18 protein-coding genes and 1 pseudogene are annotated in these 20,233 nt (G+C 44.6%); 14 read left to right on the forward strand and 5 right to left on the reverse strand.

Translation table 11 applies throughout. The annotated features are described in order from the left end of the window. From N667_RS0108700 to dgoD, 8 genes are all read left to right on the forward strand, one after another. Positions 1 to 2,496: RHS repeat domain-containing protein (locus tag N667_RS0108700; RefSeq protein ID WP_027409212.1), on the forward strand; the 2,496-nt coding region annotated here is incomplete at its 5' end. Between the two features lie 351 nt (positions 2,497 to 2,847). Continuing rightward, on the forward strand, positions 2,848 to 3,606 hold the full coding sequence (locus tag N667_RS18445; RefSeq protein WP_051529996.1) for an RHS repeat-associated core domain-containing protein: 759 nt from the start codon (positions 2,848 to 2,850) through the stop codon (positions 3,604 to 3,606). 368 nt (positions 3,607 to 3,974) lie between these two features. Further along, entirely contained in the window at positions 3,975 to 4,733 is a 759-nt protein-coding gene (locus N667_RS19090; RefSeq protein WP_027409214.1) for a HEAT repeat domain-containing protein, read from the forward strand. Positions 4,734 to 4,979: 246 nt separating this feature from the next. Further along, positions 4,980 to 5,804: an RHS repeat-associated core domain-containing protein gene (locus tag N667_RS19095; protein WP_051529997.1), complete on the forward strand. Its 825-nt coding sequence runs from the start codon at positions 4,980 to 4,982 to the stop codon at positions 5,802 to 5,804. Positions 5,805 to 5,885: 81 nt separating this feature from the next. Beyond that, a complete protein-coding gene (locus N667_RS0108725) occupies positions 5,886 to 6,878 on the forward strand; it encodes a DUF5050 domain-containing protein (protein ID WP_027409215.1) in 993 nt (330 codons plus the stop codon). A 294-nt stretch (positions 6,879 to 7,172) separates the two neighbouring features. Then, positions 7,173 to 7,526 (forward strand): hypothetical protein, encoded by a 354-nt coding sequence (locus N667_RS0108730; RefSeq protein ID WP_156936098.1) that lies wholly within the window; start codon positions 7,173 to 7,175, stop codon positions 7,524 to 7,526. Between the two features lie 137 nt (positions 7,527 to 7,663). Next, entirely contained in the window at positions 7,664 to 7,825 is a 162-nt protein-coding gene (locus N667_RS19755) for a hypothetical protein (protein ID WP_156936099.1), read from the forward strand. Between the two features lie 292 nt (positions 7,826 to 8,117). Next, positions 8,118 to 9,266 (forward strand): galactonate dehydratase, encoded by a 1,149-nt coding sequence (gene dgoD / locus N667_RS0108735; RefSeq protein WP_027409217.1) that lies wholly within the window; start codon positions 8,118 to 8,120, stop codon positions 9,264 to 9,266. Positions 9,267 to 9,349: 83 nt separating this feature from the next. Here dgoD and N667_RS0108740 read toward each other — a convergent pair whose 3' ends face one another. The 3 genes from N667_RS0108740 to N667_RS0108750 all read right to left on the reverse strand — a co-directional run bounded on the left by N667_RS0108740 (position 9,350) and on the right by N667_RS0108750 (position 12,030). Continuing rightward, a complete protein-coding gene (locus N667_RS0108740; protein WP_027409218.1) occupies positions 9,350 to 9,679 on the reverse strand; it encodes a DUF779 domain-containing protein in 330 nt (109 codons plus the stop codon). An 82-nt stretch (positions 9,680 to 9,761) separates the two neighbouring features. Next, a complete protein-coding gene (adh, locus tag N667_RS0108745; protein ID WP_027409219.1) occupies positions 9,762 to 11,282 on the reverse strand; it encodes an aldehyde dehydrogenase in 1,521 nt (506 codons plus the stop codon). Positions 11,283 to 11,460: 178 nt separating this feature from the next. Further along, entirely contained in the window at positions 11,461 to 12,030 is a 570-nt protein-coding gene (locus N667_RS0108750; protein WP_027409220.1) for a hypothetical protein, read from the reverse strand. A gap of 319 nt (positions 12,031 to 12,349) precedes the next feature. On the opposite strand from N667_RS0108750, the gene N667_RS18460 reads away from it, so the two are divergent. The 5 genes from N667_RS18460 to N667_RS0108775 all read left to right on the forward strand — a co-directional run bounded on the left by N667_RS18460 (position 12,350) and on the right by N667_RS0108775 (position 16,552). After that, entirely contained in the window at positions 12,350 to 12,856 is a 507-nt protein-coding gene (locus N667_RS18460; RefSeq protein ID WP_051529998.1) for a competence protein ComK, read from the forward strand. Between the two features lie 72 nt (positions 12,857 to 12,928). After that, on the forward strand, positions 12,929 to 13,363 hold the full coding sequence (locus N667_RS0108760; protein WP_027409221.1) for a DUF1284 domain-containing protein: 435 nt from the start codon (positions 12,929 to 12,931) through the stop codon (positions 13,361 to 13,363). A gap of 92 nt (positions 13,364 to 13,455) precedes the next feature. Continuing rightward, on the forward strand, positions 13,456 to 14,829 hold the full coding sequence (locus tag N667_RS0108765) for an aspartate kinase (RefSeq protein ID WP_027409222.1): 1,374 nt from the start codon (positions 13,456 to 13,458) through the stop codon (positions 14,827 to 14,829). A gap of 170 nt (positions 14,830 to 14,999) precedes the next feature. Next, the gene (locus N667_RS0108770; protein WP_051529999.1) at positions 15,000 to 15,965 is read left to right on the forward strand and encodes a processed acidic surface protein; all 966 of its coding nucleotides are present in this window, start codon (positions 15,000 to 15,002) and stop codon (positions 15,963 to 15,965) included. Positions 15,966 to 16,009: 44 nt separating this feature from the next. Further along, on the forward strand, positions 16,010 to 16,552 hold the full coding sequence (locus N667_RS0108775; protein WP_051530008.1) for a class D sortase: 543 nt from the start codon (positions 16,010 to 16,012) through the stop codon (positions 16,550 to 16,552). A gap of 24 nt (positions 16,553 to 16,576) precedes the next feature. Here N667_RS0108775 and N667_RS0108780 read toward each other — a convergent pair whose 3' ends face one another. Both N667_RS0108780 and N667_RS18465 read right to left on the reverse strand, forming a co-directional pair. Beyond that, positions 16,577 to 17,038, reverse strand: coding sequence for a YwpF-like family protein (locus N667_RS0108780; RefSeq protein WP_027409225.1), 462 nt, complete (start codon positions 17,036 to 17,038; stop codon positions 16,577 to 16,579). A 326-nt stretch (positions 17,039 to 17,364) separates the two neighbouring features. Beyond that, a pseudogene (locus N667_RS18465) lies at positions 17,365 to 18,775 on the reverse strand (ISLre2 family transposase). A 237-nt stretch (positions 18,776 to 19,012) separates the two neighbouring features. On the opposite strand from N667_RS18465, the gene N667_RS0108800 reads away from it, so the two are divergent. Then, positions 19,013 to 20,191, forward strand: coding sequence for an RNA-guided endonuclease InsQ/TnpB family protein (locus N667_RS0108800; protein ID WP_027409229.1), 1,179 nt, complete (start codon positions 19,013 to 19,015; stop codon positions 20,189 to 20,191). The last annotated feature ends 42 nt before the right edge of the window (positions 20,192 to 20,233 follow it).

Here is a 20,233-nt window from a genome sequence, read left to right on the forward strand (position 1 = left end):
GAACAAGAGAAAGCGGGACAATATTCCGTCAAAATTAATGGCGTCAGCAGTGCGAGCCGTTATGTCGGACAACAAGTTTCCGTCAGTGGGAAAAAAGGCGATCCATTGACATTGTCCGGCTGGGCGTATGTGAAAAATCCAAATACGACAGGTACTTTTGCATTGCAGTTGACGTTTGTTTATACCGATGGAACAACGGGAACGTTTACGATTCCGTTCGATAAAACATTGACGGATCAATGGCAGTTTGTGAAAAAGACGTTCCGGGCGGCGAAAGATTTTAGCCAGGCGAAAATTTACGGCCTTTATAACAACCAATCCGGCACGGTCTATTTTGACAATATGAAGCTCGAAGAACGGGCTTCGACTTCGACCACGATATATAGTGCAGATGGCAATTTTGTCACAGCGGAGACCAATGTACTAAACCAAACGACATCGTACGGTTACGATGCGAATGGAAACCAGACATCCGTCACAACACCCGCTGGACGAAACACGACATACACTTATAACTATTTAGACAAGTTAACGTCGGTAACGTTAGTGGATCCATCGGGACAACAAAGCATTACGACCCAGTATACGTACGATGCACAAGGGAACTTAAAAACACGGATCGATCCGAGAAATAACGTGACGACGCTGGATTATAACGCGATCAACTTGTTGACGCAGGAACAAGACCCGTTAGGCAAATTCATTCGCTACGATTATGATAATGTCGGGAACTTAAAGTCGGTCGAACAAGGAAAAGATACAACGGTTCTTGCCAAGCAAGAATTCAAATACGACAGCAAAAACCAATTAACTGAAAAATGGGTCAACGGCCAGAAAGTCGCTTCGTATACGTACGATTATGCAGGAAACGTGACGAGCATTGATGCAAACGGCCAAACGTACTCATTCACGTATGACACGTACAACCGCTTGAAGACGTCTCAAGAACCGAGCGGGTACCAGCTGCAAAACAACTATGTGACAGATGAGAACAGCTCGTCGAACGGGCTGCGCAGTTCCTATGTGGAAACGACTGGCGGCCATTCATATACCACGACATTTGGATACGACGTCTTACAGCATCTAGCGTCCATTCAAGTGCCGACGGGCCAAACGACCGAGTTTTACTACAATGAAAAAGGCCTGCCCATCCGTACAAGTTTGAAAAATAGCGCTAATACGTCTTCCTTCAATGTTTATTCATCCTATGATGATGGGGGACGATTAACCGCCCAGCGTGTTATCGGCGGCGATGCGTTGGATTTGACGTACGGATACGATGCGGATAGCAATATCGTGACGTACTTTGACGGTACGAATACGCATACGTTTACGTACGATTTCGCCAACCGTCTGAAGTCATGGACGTACCAAGGCAACACTGTTCAATATGACTACGATGCGGCGGGGAACTTGAAAAATCCGCATGGCAAGACGCTGACGTTTAACGCGGCCAACGAAGTCGAAGGGTTTACGTACGATGACGCCGGCAACCTTCTACAAGACGACCGTTACCAATATACGTGGGACGGAGAAGGGCGTCTTCTTTCAGTCAAAGACGTAAACGGGAACACCATCGCCAGCTTCACGTATCGCCCAGATGGACTCCGAGAAACGAAAACAGTCCATGGCGTCACGTACCATTATCACTATGACGGCACGAACTTAATCCGCATCACAGATGACAGCGGCCAAACCGTATGGGCATTCACATGGGCAAACGGGAAACCGAATACGGTCACGAATCAGAACGGCGATACGTTCTACTACGTCACGAACTACCGTGGTGATGTTGTCCGCATTGTCGATGAGAACGGTGCGACGGTTGCGAATTACAGCTATGACCCGTGGGGGAAAGTGCTTTCGGTTTCGGAAAATGCATCAGTAGCTGGACAACCGTTAGGATATGCGGGATACTATTATGACAAGGAAACGAAGCTGTACTACCTCCAAGCACGGTACTACGATCCAGAGACGGCGAGGTTTATTTCGAGGGATACATTCCATGGAGTTGAAGACGATCCACTCAGTTTGAACCAATATGTTTACGTAAAGGATAACCCCGTTAAATATACTGACCCAAGTGGTCATTTGGGTCAAATAGTAGCAGGGGCAATAGCAGGCGCGTTTATTAATGTAATAGGGTACATCGCGGATCTTATTGCCACCTATGGAGTTAAAAAGGCTTGGCGTCATTTTAAGTTTGGCACTTTGATTTGGACAATGGGGAAAGGTGCTTTGGCTGGTGCTCTAGGTTTCGGTATAATTGCTGAGTTAAGGGAAGCGAAGGTGCTTTCCTCATTAGGTTTAAACATGTTAAGCGGCCATTTAGCGCCTTTGACTTACTTGATTAACACGATGGGGGATACACTCGGTATTTCGGGGTTATTAGAAAATGAAGTCACGGCATTTCTCAATGAGCGTTACAGTGCTATTTATGCAGGTATTAAACCTTTTTTAATGAAACTATATAACAAATACAAAAATTGGCGGTGATCAAAGTGTTGGATTTTCTAAAATCAGATACTTTTTACGGGATTATATTGATTTTCTTTAGCTTTGTTTCTGGTTGGGCGTTCAATAAACTTTTTACTAAAGATAATATTTTGAATTCTGATAAGTATAAAGCATTTAAACATTTTACTCCATTACCGCCCATCTTTAATTATTATTTCTTTAAAGTCCTAGTGTTTATTGGTACAATTTTATGCTTCTGTATTGGAATATTTGGTATTATTAGGCCTTGGCTAAATATTTAAGAAATTTTTTAGTCGCGTATAATAGACAATGTGTCTGTGGGTAATGACTGGCCTTTTCCCGATACGATACGGGGAAAGGCCTTCATCTATGTTGTCATATCGTTCAGATGGATTCAGAGAAACGAAAACGGTCCATGGCGTTACGTACCATTATCACTATGACGGATCAAACTTAATCCGCATCACAGATGACAGCGGTCAAACCGTATGGGCATTCACATGGGCGAATGGAAAACCGAATACAGTCACGAATGCGAATGGCGATACGTTCTATTATGTCACCAACTACCGCGGCGATATCGTCCGCATTGTTGATGAGAACGGTGCGACGGTTGCGAATTACAGCTACGACCCGTGGGGCAAAGTGCTTTCGGTTTCGGAAAATGCGGCAGTAGCTGGACAACCGTTAGGATATGCGGGATACTATTACGATAGAGAAACAAAATTGTACTACCTACAGGCACGGTACTATGATCCAGAGACGGCGAGGTTTCTTTCGAGGGATCCAGATCCAGGAGACAAAGATGATCCGATCACTCAAAATGCCTATACGTATGCCAATAACAATCCGGTGATGAATGTCGATCCGGATGGGCATTTTGCTTGGGCGATTCCTGTAATTATTGTTGTAGGACAAGCTATTGCAGATGGTATTGCAATAGGGGTGGGGCTATATTTTGCCAAGGGTGGAAAACAACGTGTCAGAGATACTGGGCTGACCCACTTATCCGATGATGAAATAAGGCGACTGGCTAAAGATAAAAGTTTATCTTCTAAAGAGCGACAACGTTATGTAAAAGAAGAGAAAGCGAGGAAACAACGAAATCAACGAAAAAGAAACAGATAATAGATTTTTGTATCTGAAAATCTAAATAACATTAATAAAATAGATGATTAGAACCTTAAGCTCTATAAAAACTAAGAATAAAATCTGTATATCTATATAAAAATTACCTTGTCCTATTATTAGGCTTGATATAAGACTTCTGCGTGCATGGATTCTTTCAAGAGGATTCTAACAACGGGGTACGCGTATGCAACAGCTCTACCATGCACGCTACTCCATATAGAGTAGGGTTTTTGAAACAATGTTTTGTTTTCAACTTAGTGCGCGAAATGTTTTTCTTACATTAACATAGAGATAACACATAGGTGGTATATTAGTGAATGGTGAATGGGTATGAATAATGTTAAAAAATTAACGGGGCTGAGGTTATGGACAGAAAAGATAAAATTAGAAGAATAGAAGAATTAAGAGAAGCTCAACAAGTAGAAGTAGCTACAATCAACGAGATTTTATCTTATGTTGAAGATGAAGACTTGGCAGTGAAGCTAGCCGCTATTGAAATATTAGGAACTTTTAATACAAATACGGATATAAAAAATAAACTTATTCAATTAACTGATCATTCTAACAGCGAAGTGCGGATGTATGCCATAGAACAATTAGGATTTTTCTCAGGTGATGAAGTAGGAGAGGTTATAGTTCCCAAATTAAACGATCCAAATCTGTTAGTTCGGATTGCTGCTGCAGAAGTACTAGGTTTAATTGAATATAGAGAAGCGATCCCATACCTTTGTCAATCCCTAGATGATAAGCATGAACTTGTCCGTGCATATACTGCAGAAGTACTTGGAAAATTAGGAGATAAGAGAATCATTTCGTTACTGAAAGAAAAATTAAATAGAGAGAGGCGAAATCGGGCACGTCTTGGATTTTACTTAGGATTATATCATTTAGGTGAGATAGGGTATTTGAATGACATTATAAAAATGTTAAAGTGCAAATCCTATAGGGTGCGATGTGCTGTCGCAAACAGTCTTGTAGAGATCGCCGATATGAATAATTTTACAAAGATCAAAGAGTGTTTGAGAAAAGCATTGTCAAAGGAAAAAACAACGGCTGTTCAGTCATCTCTGTATGGAGCGCTCGCAGAATTGGATGAGATTTTTGTAGAAAAGAATATAGACTAACGAGCGGTGCTAGATAAACTCTAATAATTATAAAAATCACAATCAATAATGGTGCCAAGATGTATTGATATGTTTGAGAAGCATAATAACGGAAAAAGGAGGTTCCAATCGTTTGTCGGAACATCCTTTTATTTAGGCTAGGCTGGGGCAGATATAACTATTGACGGCTCGGACTTAATCCGCATCACAGATGACAGCGGCCAAACCGTATGGGCATTCACATGGGCGAATGGCAAACCGAATACGGTGACGAATGCGAATGGTGATACGTTCTACTACGTCACGAACTATCGCGGCGATGTCGTCCGCATTGTTGATGAGAACGGTGCGACGGTTGCGAATTACAGCTACGACCCGTGGGGCAAAGTGCTTTCGGTTTCCGAAAATACAGCTGTTGCTGGACAACCGTTAGGATATGCGGGATATTATTATGATAAGGAAACGAAGCTGTACTACCTGCAAGCAAGGTACTACGATCCAGAAACGGCGAGGTTTGTTTCGAGGGATGCATTCTCGGGGCACGACACTAGACCATTAACTCAAAATTTATATCTCTATTGTGAGAGTAACCCTGTAATGTATTATGATCCTGATGGCAACGATGCTATTTGGATAACAGCTAAGAATGGTGCACATGGTTTTGGGCACACATCTCTCCTTATTCAAAGAAAGGATGGTTCCTGGTATTATTTTTACTGGGGAGGACGTGGGGGCAAACCTCATGGTACTGCAGAAGTTTATTTGCGTAAGGTTCCTAGTGGAAATGTAAAAGATCTTGGAAAGCTGAACAAATGGCTTAAAGACAATGGGTTGCCGGGCGGCAAATATACAAGTGCAGTCTATATTAAGGGGAATTTCGAAGGATCATACTCATATGCCAAAAAGTTACTTAAGCCTTCAGAGAAGTACGATGTTTTTTATAATAACTGCATGCAAAAATCCGCTGAAGTACTAGCCAGAGGCACACGTAAGGGGAAACCAATATTAAGCGATTTCCAAGTAGACACATTAAAAAGGATAAGAATCCCTAGGCTAGCTGATGATGTAATTCGTGGTTGGAAGGACTGGTGAGCTGATTTCATGGCTTTTGGTAGGGGAGCTTTGAGTGGCACGACTCCCCCGCCATTTAATAAATTTGATAGGAGGTTCCCAATGAGGCGTATTTTTTATACTATTTTAATTTTTGGGGTTGTATTTCATTTAATTGGGTGCACTCCTGAGCATGGAGATGGAACTATCGTGAAAAATAGAAATCAAGAAGGTAATTCAGCAGGTAATATAAACAATTATGCGTTTGTGGCCGAACAAGGTGATTGGATATTTTTCACAAATTCTGCCGACCCGCATATTCCGCTACTGGATTTACGGAATGGTCTCTTCAAAATGAAAAAAAACGGTAAACAAGCAATGAGAATTAATAGAGATTTACCGTCCTATATAAATGTTGTCGGCGATTGGATCTATTATACGGTTGATACGGGATTATCGAGACCCAATAGCAAGCTGTACAGGGTAAAAATAGACGGTTCTCAAAAACAACGGCTCTCTAACGATGATGTAAGCGATGTTCATGTTGTTAGCGACGATATTTATTATGTAAATCTCTCCGACCATAATCATCTTTATAAAATGAAAACAGATGGAAGTAATAAAAGAAAATTAAATAACCATAATTCTAGCGCAATAAATATAGTGGGTGATTGGATTTATTATATACACTATGAATCAGACAAGAAGCAGAGTATTTATAGAATCAAAACTGACGGTACACAACTATTGGAAATACTTCCAAATGAAGCGGAAGAAATAAATGTATCAGACGGTTGGATCTATTATGTGAATGTTTTAGACGGTGACAAAATATATAAAATAAGAACCGATGGGACTTCTAAAACGAAAGTAAGTGATGATAACGCTTCTGGTATCATTGTATCGGATGATTGGATTTACTATAAAAATTATAATGACAATGGTTATCTATATAGAATTAAAATTGATGGAACAAACAGAATGAAGATATGCGAAGATACAATACAATTTACATTTAACCTTATCGATGGCTGGATCTATTATTATAATTCTGATAAAAACGATATACTATATAGAGTTAAGATAGACGGTTCGCGTAAAGAAAGGGTCAAATAATAATATTAAACGTGTTGCAGCGTGCATAATAGTTTCATAAATTCAAATGAAAAACCCACTCCATTTGGAGATCGTATCATCCACCATAAACGCTCTTCAGGGAGTGGGCATTACTATAACCTCGAAGCTAGTCCACAAACACAACATAAATGGAGAACATCAATCTTTTCTGAAAACCCCCTTCCATAATTATTAAAATCACTGCATTCTATATGACATTTGGATATGATACAGGCGACTAAATCATCAGAGCTATTTTGACAATTACTGTTTACGTATGACTTCGCCAACCGTTTGAAGTCATGGACGTACCAAGGCAACACGGTTCAATACGACTACGACGCGTCTGGAAACTTGAAAAATCCGCATGGCAAGACGTTGACGTTTAATGCGGCCAACGAAGTCGAAGGGTTTACGTATGATGACGCCGGCAACCTTTTGCAAGACGACCGTTATCAATACACATGGGATGGAGAAGGACGCCCGCTTTCGGTCAAAGACTTAAACGGCAACACGATTGCAAGCTTCACGTATCGCCCAGATGGACTCAGAGAAACGAAAACAGTCAATGGCGTCACGTACCATTATCACTATGACGGATCAAACTTAATCCGCATTACCAATGACAACGGTCAAACCGTTAGATAATTTCTAAATCATTAATGCCACTGCCATGGCACGGCAAGCCACAGCATGCGACGGAGGTGTCCGGCGGAATGTACGGATCTATTATTGGCGAAAAGGAAAAACGATCGTCGATGTAGTAAGTATAGATTGGGAAAATAATGGTTACGTTTTCATCTAATACATCGAGACAGATGGGGGATGCGACGAATGTTTTAGCTAGAATTGCAAGAGTAGAAACGAACATACTAATGGCGCTTGCCAAACAGGGATATCAAACAGGCGGGACCAGCCGTGCAGGAAAGGCGAGTTTGGCGCGTTGATTTTTTCCGCTGTTCGCGGCGAAGGCGTCGATGTAAGCCAAATAGCAATGGGTGAAGAAGCTCCCGCCGGAATCTGCTTTAGACAAATGCCAAAAACATCTGCATTTACTATTACCTCGAAGATTTAGCTGCAAGTTTTTTGTCCCCAAGCGATATCGATGAAGATTCTATTATGAATGCAAAATACGTATATATAAGCAGGTATGATCCCAGCGCTCAGCCCATCATGTCGGAGGAGCGTTTTTCATGCTATTCAAATAGCGAAGAAGCTGAGAAAAGGAGGCATTTTACAGTGAAAATTATAAGTTATGAACTATTCCAAGTGCCGCCTCGTTGGCTGTTTTTAAAAATCGAAACTGATGAGGGGATCGTTGGTTGGGGAGAACCAATTATCGAAGGAAGGGCTGAGACGGTAGGTACAGCGGTAAGAGAGTTAATGGAGTATTTAGTGGGGAAAGATCCTTTGCGAATAGAAGATCATTGGCATCTAATGTATCGCGCCGGTTTTTATAGGGGCGGTCCTATTCTAATGAGCGCGATTGCGGGGATTGATCAGGCGCTTTGGGATATAAAAGGCAAGTATTACAATGCACCAGTTTATCAACTATTAGGAGGCGCATGCAGGGATTCGATTAAAGTATACTCTTGGATAGGAGGGGATCGCCCATCGGATGTAGGAGCGGCAGCCAAAGAGGCAGTTGAGGCGGGATTTACAGCATTGAAAATGAACGGAACGGAAGAATTACAGATGATTGATTCGTATGAAAAAATTGACCAAGCAGTAGAACGGATTGCGGCTGTGCGCGAAGCTGTAGGCCCGTATATCGGAATCGCAATCGATTTTCATGGGCGGGTTCATAAGCCGATGGCTAAAATTTTGGCAAAAGAGCTTGAGCCGTATCGGCCAATGTTTATTGAAGAACCCGTATTACCGGAGAATAATGAGGCGCTAAAAGAGATTGCTATGGCGACGAATATTCCGATTGCAACAGGAGAGAGAATGTTTTCGAGATGGGACTATAAAAATGTCCTTATAGGCGGTTATGTGGACATTATTCAACCCGATTTATCCCATGCAGGAGGCATTACGGAATGTAAGAAAATCATCTCTATGGCTGAAGCTTTTGATGTAGCGGCGGCGCCTCATTGTCCGTTGGGTCCTATCGCGTTAGCGGCATGTCTGCAAGTAGATGCGACCTGTTACAATGTCTTTATTCAAGAACAAAGCCTTGGAATTCACTATAACCAAGGAAGCGACCTTTTGGATTACATTGTCGATAAAAGCGTGTTCAAATATAAGGACGGTTATGTAAAAATCCCAGATGGCCCTGGTTTAGGAATTGAAATGGACGAAGAACGTGTAAGAGAATTGGCCAAAGTAGGACATCATTGGAGAAACCCTGTTTGGAGACATAAAGATGGCAGCATTGCAGAATGGTAAAGCTATGGATTCATTGAGCTTATTTTGAAAAAAGGCAGAGCCCCCTTCCAATGACAGGAAGAAGCGCTCTGCCTATATTTATATTAATCAAACACTTTCGAGCGGGTCAAAAAGCGCACACCTTCGGGGCCTTCGAGCGAAAACATGCCGCCGCGTCCGGGGACGACGTCGATAATGAGCTGCGTATGTTTCCAATATTCGTATTGCGCGGCGGCGATGTAAAACGGGCAGCCGCCGATTTCGCCGAGGAGCACATCTGAATCGCCAATGATCAGTTCGCCTTGCGGGTAGCACATCGGGGAGCTGCCGTCACAACAGCCGCCCGATTGGTGAAACATCAGCGGCCCGTATTTGGCTTTCAGCTTTTCGATGAGGGCAAGTGCCGCTTCGGTGGCGATGACTTTCGGTTGCATCCGTTTCCCTCCTTTTGAAAAAAGGGCAGCGCGTCTCGGCGCGCTGCCTTTGTCGGGTGCACAATGGCTTTCTATTTAGCTATTAAAAGAATCCTAATTTTTGCGGTGAGTAGCTGATGAGCAAGTTTTTCGTTTGTTGATAGTGTTCAAGCATCATTTTATGTGTCTCGCGTCCGATGCCCGACATTTTGTATCCGCCAAACGCGGCATGAGCCGGATAGGCGTGATAGCAGTTCGTCCAGACGCGTCCTGCTTGAATGCCGCGTCCGAAGCGGTAAGCGGTGTTGATGTCGCGCGTCCACACGCCGGCGCCGAGCCCATATAGCGTTTCGTTAGCAATCGCGAGCGCTTCGTCTTTATCTTTGAACGTTGTCACCGACACGACCGGCCCGAAAATCTCTTCTTGGAAAATGCGCATTTTATTGTGACCCTTGAAGACAGTCGGTTTCACGTAATATCCGCTGCGCAACTCGCCTTCTAAGAAGTTGCGCTCGCCGCCAATGAGCAGCTCGGCTCCTTCTTGCTTTCCGATGTCGATATAGGACAAGATTTTCTCGAGTTGTTCCGAAGACGCTTGCGCCCCGATCATGGTTGTCGTATCGAGCGGGTTGCCTTGTTTAATTTGTTTAACGCGCTCTAACGCCCGTTCGATAAAGGCGTCATAGATGGATTCTTGGATGAGGGCGCGGGATGGGCATGTGCACACTTCGCCTTGGTTGAGGGCGAACATCGTAAACCCTTCAAGCGCCTTATCGAAAAATTCATCGTCTTTTTCCATGACATCTTCAAAGAAGATGTTTGGCGATTTTCCGCCGAGCTCTAACGTGACTGGGATGATGTTTTGCGATGCGTATTGCATAATGAGACGACCTGTTGTCGTTTCGCCCGTGAAGGCGACTTTGGCGACACGCGGATTGGAAGCGAGCGGTTTTCCGGCTTCGAGCCCAAAACCGTTGACCACATTGATGACTCCTTTTGGCAGAAGGTCCTCGATCAGTTCAATTAATACGAGGATCGATGTCGGCGTTTGTTCGGCTGGCTTCAGGACAACGCAGTTTCCGGCGGCAAGGGCAGGTGCGAGCTTCCAGGCAGCCATTAAAATCGGAAAGTTCCACGGGATGATTTGCCCGACAACGCCGAGCGGCTCTTTAAAATGATACGCGACCGTATCGTCGTCCAATTCGGCAAGCGAGCCTTCTTGAGCGCGAATGCAGCCGGCGAAATAACGGAAATGGTCGATCGCCAGCGGAATGTCAGCGGCGAGCGTTTCGCGAATCGGCTTGCCGTTTTCCCACGTTTCAGCGACCGCTAGCATCTCTAAATTTTCTTCCATTCGGTCCGCGATTTTGTTCAAAATGCGGGCGCGTTCGGCCGGAGAGGTCCGTCCCCACGCTTCTTTCGCTTCGTGCGCCGCATCTAGCGCCAATTCAATATCGGCTGCTTTCGAGCGCGGCACTTCGCAATACGCTTGTCCTGTGACAGGAGAAATGTTTTCAAAATACTCTCCGTCGACAGGGGGAACCCATTTACCGCCGATAAAGTTTTCATAGCGTTTTTTGAACGTGATGAGAGAACCAGGTTGTCCAGGCTGAGCATAAATCATCCAAATTCCCCCTTTTTTAGTTGTACGCGCTTCCAAAAGGCGCATAATGAAATGTTCCTATAGGCCAAGTAATGTCGTATAAAAGCCTATGGACTTGCATCCGTTATGGATTATATTTGCTTGTCTCATTCAGTATGACTGGTTGAAATAAAAAAACCAGCGAATTCGCTGGTTTTTGTTAGTATTCGAGTTCAAGCCCTTCTAAAAGCAATGTAGCATATGCGCCGCTTAAATGGTGGAACGCTTCAAGCACGTCGACGGGCTCGGCATGGAAAAATCCTTTCATGATTTCTTGGTTTTGCTCGTGGATAAAGCTGAGAATAAAATCCGTTTTAATGCGGTTGGCTACTAAAATAGCACAATAAGAGCGTTCGAGCTGCTGTTTCCGTTCTTTTTTGTCCTCAATTTGCGAAAAATGCTCGATGTACCGGTCAATGATGTTAGGAAGCTGTTCTTGAATGCTCGTCTGCGCTTCTTCGAGCATTGCTCCGACGACGTCGGACGATGGAAACGAACGATTCGTGAGGATCGTTTGGAAAATGTGCTGCAGCGCATACGTCGATTCCGTCGAAAATGCTACGTTTCCAAGCAAAAGCTGCATATACTCTTCCTCATTTTCAGCGTCAATTCTCATTTGCATGATGACTTCGAGCACATCGGAATGAACTTTTTCTTTTGTCCAACTGTCGGTAAGCTGTTGCATGAGTGCGGACAGCACCTGCGTCAATTCTTCTTTTGTTACTTCCATATGATAGCCCCTGCCTTTTATAGTATGCGTACATCTAGCATGCCATTGCCATCAGCAAGAAGTCAATAGAAAAGAAAAAAAAGGAAAAAATCCGACAAACAGATAAAAATTATTTTAAAATTTGTAATTTTTTGTATAATAGAGATGAAGGGTTTTCTCTTTACTTATAAACTATCGATTGAGCAAAACCTTGCTTTAAATTTCTAATCGCAAAGAAACGAAGGAGGTGACCGTCATTCGCCGAAGAAATATTTTTATTTAGCACCGAACATACGTGCTAAAAGTTTGAGGGGAAAATAGTGAATGAGGGGGAATTGGGATGCAAAGATATTATGAAATCAAGGAAGAGACGCAAGCGCTTGAACCAGTGTACAACAAGAGAGGGCAATTATGCACTATCGTTCATGAAACGAATGCCACATACACGGTGGAAGCATCACCGCTAAACATCATAGAGCATAGTTGCACGTATTACGGCTGCGGGTACGAGGGAAGATTGGAGGCAGCAAAGCTCATTCTCGGCCTCAAGCAAATGGTTCCGATTTGTGTTTGTGATTCTTTACGATTATACATGATACCAACTTGCTCCCCAGAAAGCGATAAATGCTTTTGGCTTGCTTTGCGCCACATTCACTATATTGAACCGTATAAACAAAAGAAAGCGAAAGTGATTCTCGCAAACGGCAATTCCCTGATGATTGATGTTCATCGAGATACGCTCGAGGCGCGGCGGGCGAAAACGACGTTGCTTTATTACACAATGGAAACGCGTTGCGGCATTTATAAAGTCATTGAACAAAAATTTCCGTTATGGCGGCTTTTCTAAAAACTGTCTCGTACATCGAGGCAGTTTTTCAGCGTATAATGAAAATAAAAGATTGCGAGAGGAGAAAAAGATGTGAAGCCATTGCGGTTAAGGGGACACCACTTATTATGTATACACGGGTTTCGCGGCATGGGGTACAGTCCGTCGTTTGTCGAGAAAATGTGGGAAATTGTGAAAGATGTTCGCAATGAGGAGAAAGACTTTCCGATTCAAGTCGTTGTTGCGCTTGATGAGGCGTGTTTCACTTGTCCGCATCACGGGGAATCGACGTGCCAAGCGGATCCAAATTCCAATGAACACGTTGTGTCGATGGACCGGAGAGTGTTGGAACACTTAGGTCTAGAAGAAAATGAAATCTATTTAAAATCGGAATTGTTAAAGCTGACGGCGAGAAAAGTGCGCCCAGACGACTTGGATTATTTATGCGCTAAATGCTCATGGCTTCAGTACGGCGTCTGCAAAGAAGGCATCGCCAATGTGAGGGCTGGGAACGTGCAACAAAAATAATCGAATTATCAGAAATTAATGCTCGCCTTCCTAAAAAAATGTGGTATGATAACAAAATATAAATCATTCTCAAAAAGGAAGGGTTATGGAAAATGAAAGTAGCAAAGTTCGGGGGAAGTTCTGTAGCGAGCGCTGAGCAGTTTCGCAAAGTTGCACGGATCGTACAGTCGGACGAAGAACGCCGGATGATTGTTGTATCGGCTCCGGGAAAGCGGCATAAAGAGGATATAAAAGTAACGGACTTGTTAATTCAACTAGGTGAAGCTGTGATAAACGGAGAGGCATACGAGACAATCATCGAAGCAATCGCCGCTCGGTATGCTGATATTGCCAATGGATTGGAATTATATGCAGCGGAAATGTTGGAGCAGCTGAAAGCTGATTTGCGGCAAAAAATCGCAACCTACTCTTCCTCCCATGATCGTCTGATGGATGCGCTCAAAGCGAGCGGGGAGGATCATAATGCGAGATTAATGGCTTTTTATTTGCGAAGTCTTGGACTGGATGCGCATTATGTCAGCCCGCGCGAAGCTGGCATTTTCGTGACGGATGAACCGGGCAATGCACAAATTTTGCAAGAATCGTATGAAAAATTGAAGCAGCTTCGAAATCGCTCCGGTATTTTAGTGATCCCCGGATTTTTCGGATATTCGCTAACGGGACATATCGTAACATTCCCGCGCGGCGGATCCGATATTACAGGATCGATTGTGGCGGCAGGGGTCGGCGCAGACGTGTATGAAAACTTTACGGACGTCGATTCGATTTACTGCGTGAACCCGACGCTCGTTAATCATCCGCGGCAGCTTAAAGAGATTACATATCGTGAAATGCGGGAGCTTTCGTATTCCGGCTTTTCCGTGTTTCACGATGAAGCGTTAGAACCGGTGTATAAAGCCGGAATTCCGGTATGCGTCAAAAACACGAACAACCCGGATGCGCCGGGAACGTGGATCGTTGCGAAGCGCGATCATGGAAACGAGCCGGTGGCCGGCATCGCCAGCGATACCGGATTTTGCAGCATTAACGTCAGCAAATATTTAATGAACCGCGAAATCGGGTTTGGGCGCAAGCTTCTCGGAATTCTAGAGGATGAAGGAATTTCGTATGAACACGCGCCGTCAGGAATCGATAACATGTCGGTCATTTTGCGGGCGAACCAGCTTGAAGGGGAGAAAGAGCAGCGCATTATCGACCGCATTCAAACAGAGCTGCAGGTCGATGATATTCATATTGAATATGGCTTGGCGTTAATTATGGTCGTTGGCGAGGGAATGGAGCGCGCTATCGGGGTTGCGGCGAAAGCGACGGCGGCGTTTGCGAAAGAAAAAATTAATATTGAAATGATCAACCAGGGCTCATCTGAAGTCAGCATGATGTTCGGTGTAAAAGAAGAAGCAGTGAACCGGGCAGTGCGCGCCCTATATGAAGCATATTTTGCCCCGGCATATGCCCAAAAAGAGTAGGTCTATTCTCAATCCACCTCTAAAAAGAGGTGGATTTTTTTATATAGAGGCCTAAAGGCTCTACTATAAAAGTTTGTGAAATCCAGATTTCATGCTATTGCATACATAAGAACGCTTATTTTGGAAAATAATACTATTGCATTGAACTTTTGGATAAGGAGGAAGGGCGATTGAAACAACTTTTCTTGGCAGCTGCTTTTTGTTTTTGGACGGTTATGGTGAGCTTCGGACAACCCGCGGCAGCCCAGTTGAATGAGGAACAAGTGCAGCAATACATTAGCAGCTTTGGTTGGACGATGAACGATTTGCAGCAATATTTAGCTGATTATGATATGAAGCTGGCGGATTTTGCAACATTGGATGAGCTGAAACAATGGCTTGGCGCGCCGATTACGGAAGAAAATTTAAATGAGTTGCTTACGCGCCATCAATTAACAAAGGAAGAGCTAGAAGCACTGCTCGGCCAGTTCGGCGAAACGCTGCAAGATTATACGTTTATTGAAGATCTAGACACAGCGGTCAATTTTTATTTGCATCACAATCAAGAAATGCAGCAAGTCAACGACATGCTTTCAGCGATCGGGTTTACAGAGCAAGAGGCCAACCGCCTGTTTGAGCATATTATGTCGCTGAATGAAGCAGCGTTGACAGAGAAATTAGCAGGATTGGACAAGCGGATCGAGCCGTTTCTCCGCGTAGAAGATCCAACCGAGCTGACAAAACAGCAGCAGGATGAGTTGCTGTCGGTTTGGGAAGATTTGCTTTCGGCGCTTGAGATTAAACCGAAGTTTTATTTAGTGAAAAATGGACAAAAGCAGGAAGTACCGTATCGAAACCTGCTTCACATGGAGACGTTGGGCGGGCGTGATTTATTAATTGAAATGTACAACTTGCAAGGCGATTTGCTAGCCGATATGCAGCTGTCGGAGGAGATGCTCAAATCCGGCTATATTGTCCGCGCCGGTGAAAGCTTCGTTCACGCTGGGGAAATCGGCGGAGAGATGAAAGAAAAAATGCAAGGCGATAAAATGCCGAACACCGCTTCTCCATATTTGTCTTATATGCTAATGGGAGTGGCGCTTACGCTCTTTGGAGCCATTCTTTATTGGCGAAAACGGGAGAGAACAGCGGAGTGAAGCAGGTCAAGGCGAGATATGTAACATATTTTTCGCTAGCTTGCATGATAGCAGGAATAGCCATTGCAACATGGAGCGGATATGCGTATTGGCAAGGCTATCGCGCCGCCCAGCCGTTAAATAAACAAAGCGCCCTCCACGTTTCCGCTTCTCGAAAGGAGAAAGCCGTCCGGCCGAAAAACGGCGAACGAATCGGTGCATTGTTCATTCCGAAGCTGAACCTTTCATTGCCGATTTACGAAGGGGTCGATGAAGCGGAACTGCGCAAGGGGGTCGGCCATTATCCGAAAAGCGCTTTGCCTGGAAAAAACGGGAATGTGGTGCTGTCGGGCCACCGTGATACGGTATTTCGTCGCCTGAAAGGCGTGGGTGTACACGATCAGCTGATTGTACGAACGGCTAGAGGGGAATTTGTGTATCGGATCAAAAAGGTGCGCATCGTCGGCGAGGACGATCGCACCGTGCTGGTGGAAAAACCGCGCCCGACGCTGACGGTGACAACGTGCTATCCGTTTGATTTTATTGGTAATGCGAAGCAAAGGTATGTGCTCATTGCCGAACTCGTTCGGCCTCGACAACGAATATAAGAAAGAGAAAAGGGCTAGTTCATACTAGCCCTTTGTTGTGTGATTCGCTTTTACCGGTTCCCGTTCCTCCGCGCCGCGGCGTTCATAAAGTTCATGCTTAAATTCTTTTAGCAACGCTTCACCTTGCAAGCCTTTTTCTACAAGCCCCGCAAGCACAACTTCCGCCAAATCGGTTCTGTTGCGAAGAAGCATTCCTTCCATAAGCACGCTAATATGCTCGTTCATCAGCGTGATGGAACGAACGGTCGCAACCATGTTGGCCGGGTCATTGTTAATATTAGAAATCGTCACTTGGAGGCGGATTTCATGGTGATTATTTTGCAGTTCGGCAAATAGCGGCTCGTGCTGCTTATCGATGTATGCTTCGACCAGCCAGCGTCTTTTCTCGTCTTCTTTATTAATAACAAGCCCGTCAATGAGCGGAATTTCCTGCCGATTTCGCTCATCGCGAATGACTTGGAGCCCCACAAGCTTGAAGGTCTTCATCTTATCACCTCGTCAACGTTGTCTTACAAAAAATTATAACATAACGATATAGCAAAAGAAAAATGGGCGGAGCCCCTTGATTGAGTCAAGAGTTTGTGGGAGATTTTTTTGATATTTTAATTCAATGGATATATTTATATAAGTTGCAATAAAGAATTTCCGCAAGCCTGTTTCTAAAGTTGGTTTACAATAAAGCGATTCACCTTGCATGTTCACAAAAAATCAGGATGTAAGACAAAAATTCAATTTATATAGTTTAAATAATTTGATTTATGTAAGCGTTTTCTAATCCTCTCATCCTGCTTGCCTGTGCCTTTTTCGCTTTTTTAAAACCCTTTCAATGCTTTTAATGCTTGGTAAATAGGCGTTCCTGACGAATGATGTAAATAGCGGATATTCCCTCGCACCAACTCCGCTACCTTGGTTCCTACATGCTTGATCGCCTTTTTCACGATCGTTTCTCGTTCCCTTTCTCTTTCCTCCTCTTGCGAAAGCACCTCTCCTTTCCATGTCTGAATCGTTAACCCGTCTTTCACGGCTACCATCACGTTTAAAAACGCTCGAATGCCTTCGTCACACCAACTCCGTCCATTTTTTACTCGCTTCGCAAAGACGTGCATCGTTCCCTTTGCACTTCCCATGGGCGCATTCCTGTCATATCTATGCCTTTCTCCCGCAGCCATTGACGGTAATTATTCAAGCATCCTGGCATCGATTCGATCCGTTGAATCCATCCCTCCAATTGCTTTTCTTTCTTCTCATCCCCTAGGGTGCCTACCGCACTATGCAGTTCGGTTAATAACCCGTTTTCATCGAACAAGGCCAGCTTTTTCCGAATCGTCCGGTACCGTGGGTGTTCTTTTAAGCATTCGCGAATCTCTCGCGCTACGTGGAACCGATCTAGCTGGAAAAACGCTCGCTTCCCGAAATATTCCCGACAAGCCGTAATCCACGCAGCTCCATCTCCATTGATCACCACCCACTCCCTCGTTGGGTCATAGCCGTATTCCTTGATCAAAAACCGTTCTAATCCTTCCCATACCGGCTCTTTTGTTGGGTGTACATAGTGCCGTTTTCCAACCAAGGATCCCCGTTTGCTTTCCATCCTTGGTGCACCGCCAAAATTTTTTCTTCCTTCCCTCTTCGGCGACTTCGCTGCCGTTTCACATATAGTCCGTCCGCCTCCAAGAACCACACCTGTCGCCCCCTTTCCATCGGACGATGCCTATCCACCGTCGCCTGTACTACCATCTGCCGAATCGTCTCATGGCTCATCATCGCATAGCCTACCATCTTCTCTAACGCTTCGGCGGCTTGGCGATAAGAAGGACCGGTAACGGCTCATTCGATCGCTGTTTCCTCCAATAATGGACTCAGCCCCTTCGCTCCATCGAAGCCGAGAACATGATCTAACAAACACGTATACGCGCCTTTTTCTCGATCCAAATAGTAATTGCGTCGGATCTCCACCTCCCCAAAGAGCGTCTGGATGCGTACCGTTCGTTTATCTTTTAGGTAATAGCGTTTTTTATCTCGTTGCTTAGCGATCTCTTCATCCAGCCATTCCAATACCTGTTGAAACATTTCCCCATACGTTTTTTGCAACATCAAAAACAATTCCATTTCTAGCTCTTTTAATGTTTGCCCACCTGTGATAAACTGTTGCATAGGACTCTCTGACCTCCTGTGTGATTTGGTCGCACTTATCACCATACAGGAAGAGAGTCCTTTGTGCATTTATTTTGCTCATCCTCTTCTTTTCAAGGAAACCTCCCCTTGAAACAGATGGAAGGGGATTTAGCTTCCTCCCACAAACATTTTACTCATACGAACCCCTTTAATACATTCACCGAGAAGTCTCCCACCTCTAAATGAGATGTAGGTGGGAGATGAATCGGGCGTTTTTGCTTTTCTAAACAGAACATATGTGCTATAATCGTCTTAGCCAAAACGCAGAGAAAAGGAGGAATCACGATGCTCCGCGGTCAAAAAGTCGCCTTTCGTGCATCAAAAAGGGATCTCGAGCGGCTTTGGGCCTGCAACCGAGAGTCCGCCCGCGTTTGGAATGAGTGCCTCCGGCTCGCTAAAGACCATTTTCTTCAGCATGGCCGCCGCATCTCAAAAAGCGAGCTGCAAAAGCAAACAAAAGGCCGCTTCCATCTTCACAGCCAGTCGATCCAAGCCGTTTGCCACAAGTACTTCTTCGCACGACAATCGGCACAAGCCGCCATTCAAAAAGGACTTCGCCATACCCGCTATCCATACAAACAAAAGAAATTTTTCAATACCAAATGGGCGAAAGATGGGTTCAAAATTTATGAGAATGGAACCATTGCGTTATCGATGGGCATCCATCAAGGAACACGAGAAGAACCGATCCTCGTCCATGTCTCCCACTTGCCGAAAGGAACGATCAAGGAAATCGAATGTTGTTATGACCACGGTTGGTATTTAGCCATCACCTACGACGACGGTCAGGAAGCGAAAGCGTATCAACCGGGTCGTTCCGTCGGTGTGGATCTCGGTGAAATCCATACGATCGGCGCCTTTTGTGAAAACGGCCAAGCCCTCCTGATTACAGGGAGAAAGGTGCGCTCGCTTCATCGGCTGCGAAACAAGAAACTCGCTAACATTCAACGACGACAATCCAAATGTCAAAAAGGCTCTCGCCGATGGAAGAAGTACGAACGAGCCAAACGATACCTCTTATCCAAATCCGAACGACAACTGCGGGACGCGCTTCATAAAACGACCAAGCCATTCGTCGATTGGTGCCTTGCGCAATTCGTGTCGGATGTGTACATCGGAAACGTCGAAGGAATTCAGCGACACACGAGAAAGAAAAAGAAAGTCCACCGAAAACAAGCGCAAAAACTCTCCAATTGGTCGTTCGGAAAAGTGAAGCAATATCTCGCTTACAAACTAGCTCAACAAGGCATTCGCTTGAAGGAAGTCGATGAGTCCTATACCAGTCAGACATGTCCTGTCTGCCAAAAAAGAAGAAAAAGTTCAACCCGAATCTTTGCTTGTTCTTGTGGGTATGAAGCCCATCGGGACATCCACGGCGCCCGCAACATTTTGAGCAAGGCGCTCTATCAACGCATCGTTCCTTGGGATAAGCCAACGACGCTCACGTATCTACGGATTGCCTAAGCAAGAAGTAGTAGATGGGTGGGACCGCCCCATCGGTGATAC

The organism is Anoxybacillus tepidamans PS2, from assembly GCF_000620165.1.
Classification (GTDB): Bacteria; Bacillota; Bacilli; order Bacillales; family Anoxybacillaceae; genus Anoxybacteroides; species Anoxybacteroides tepidamans_A.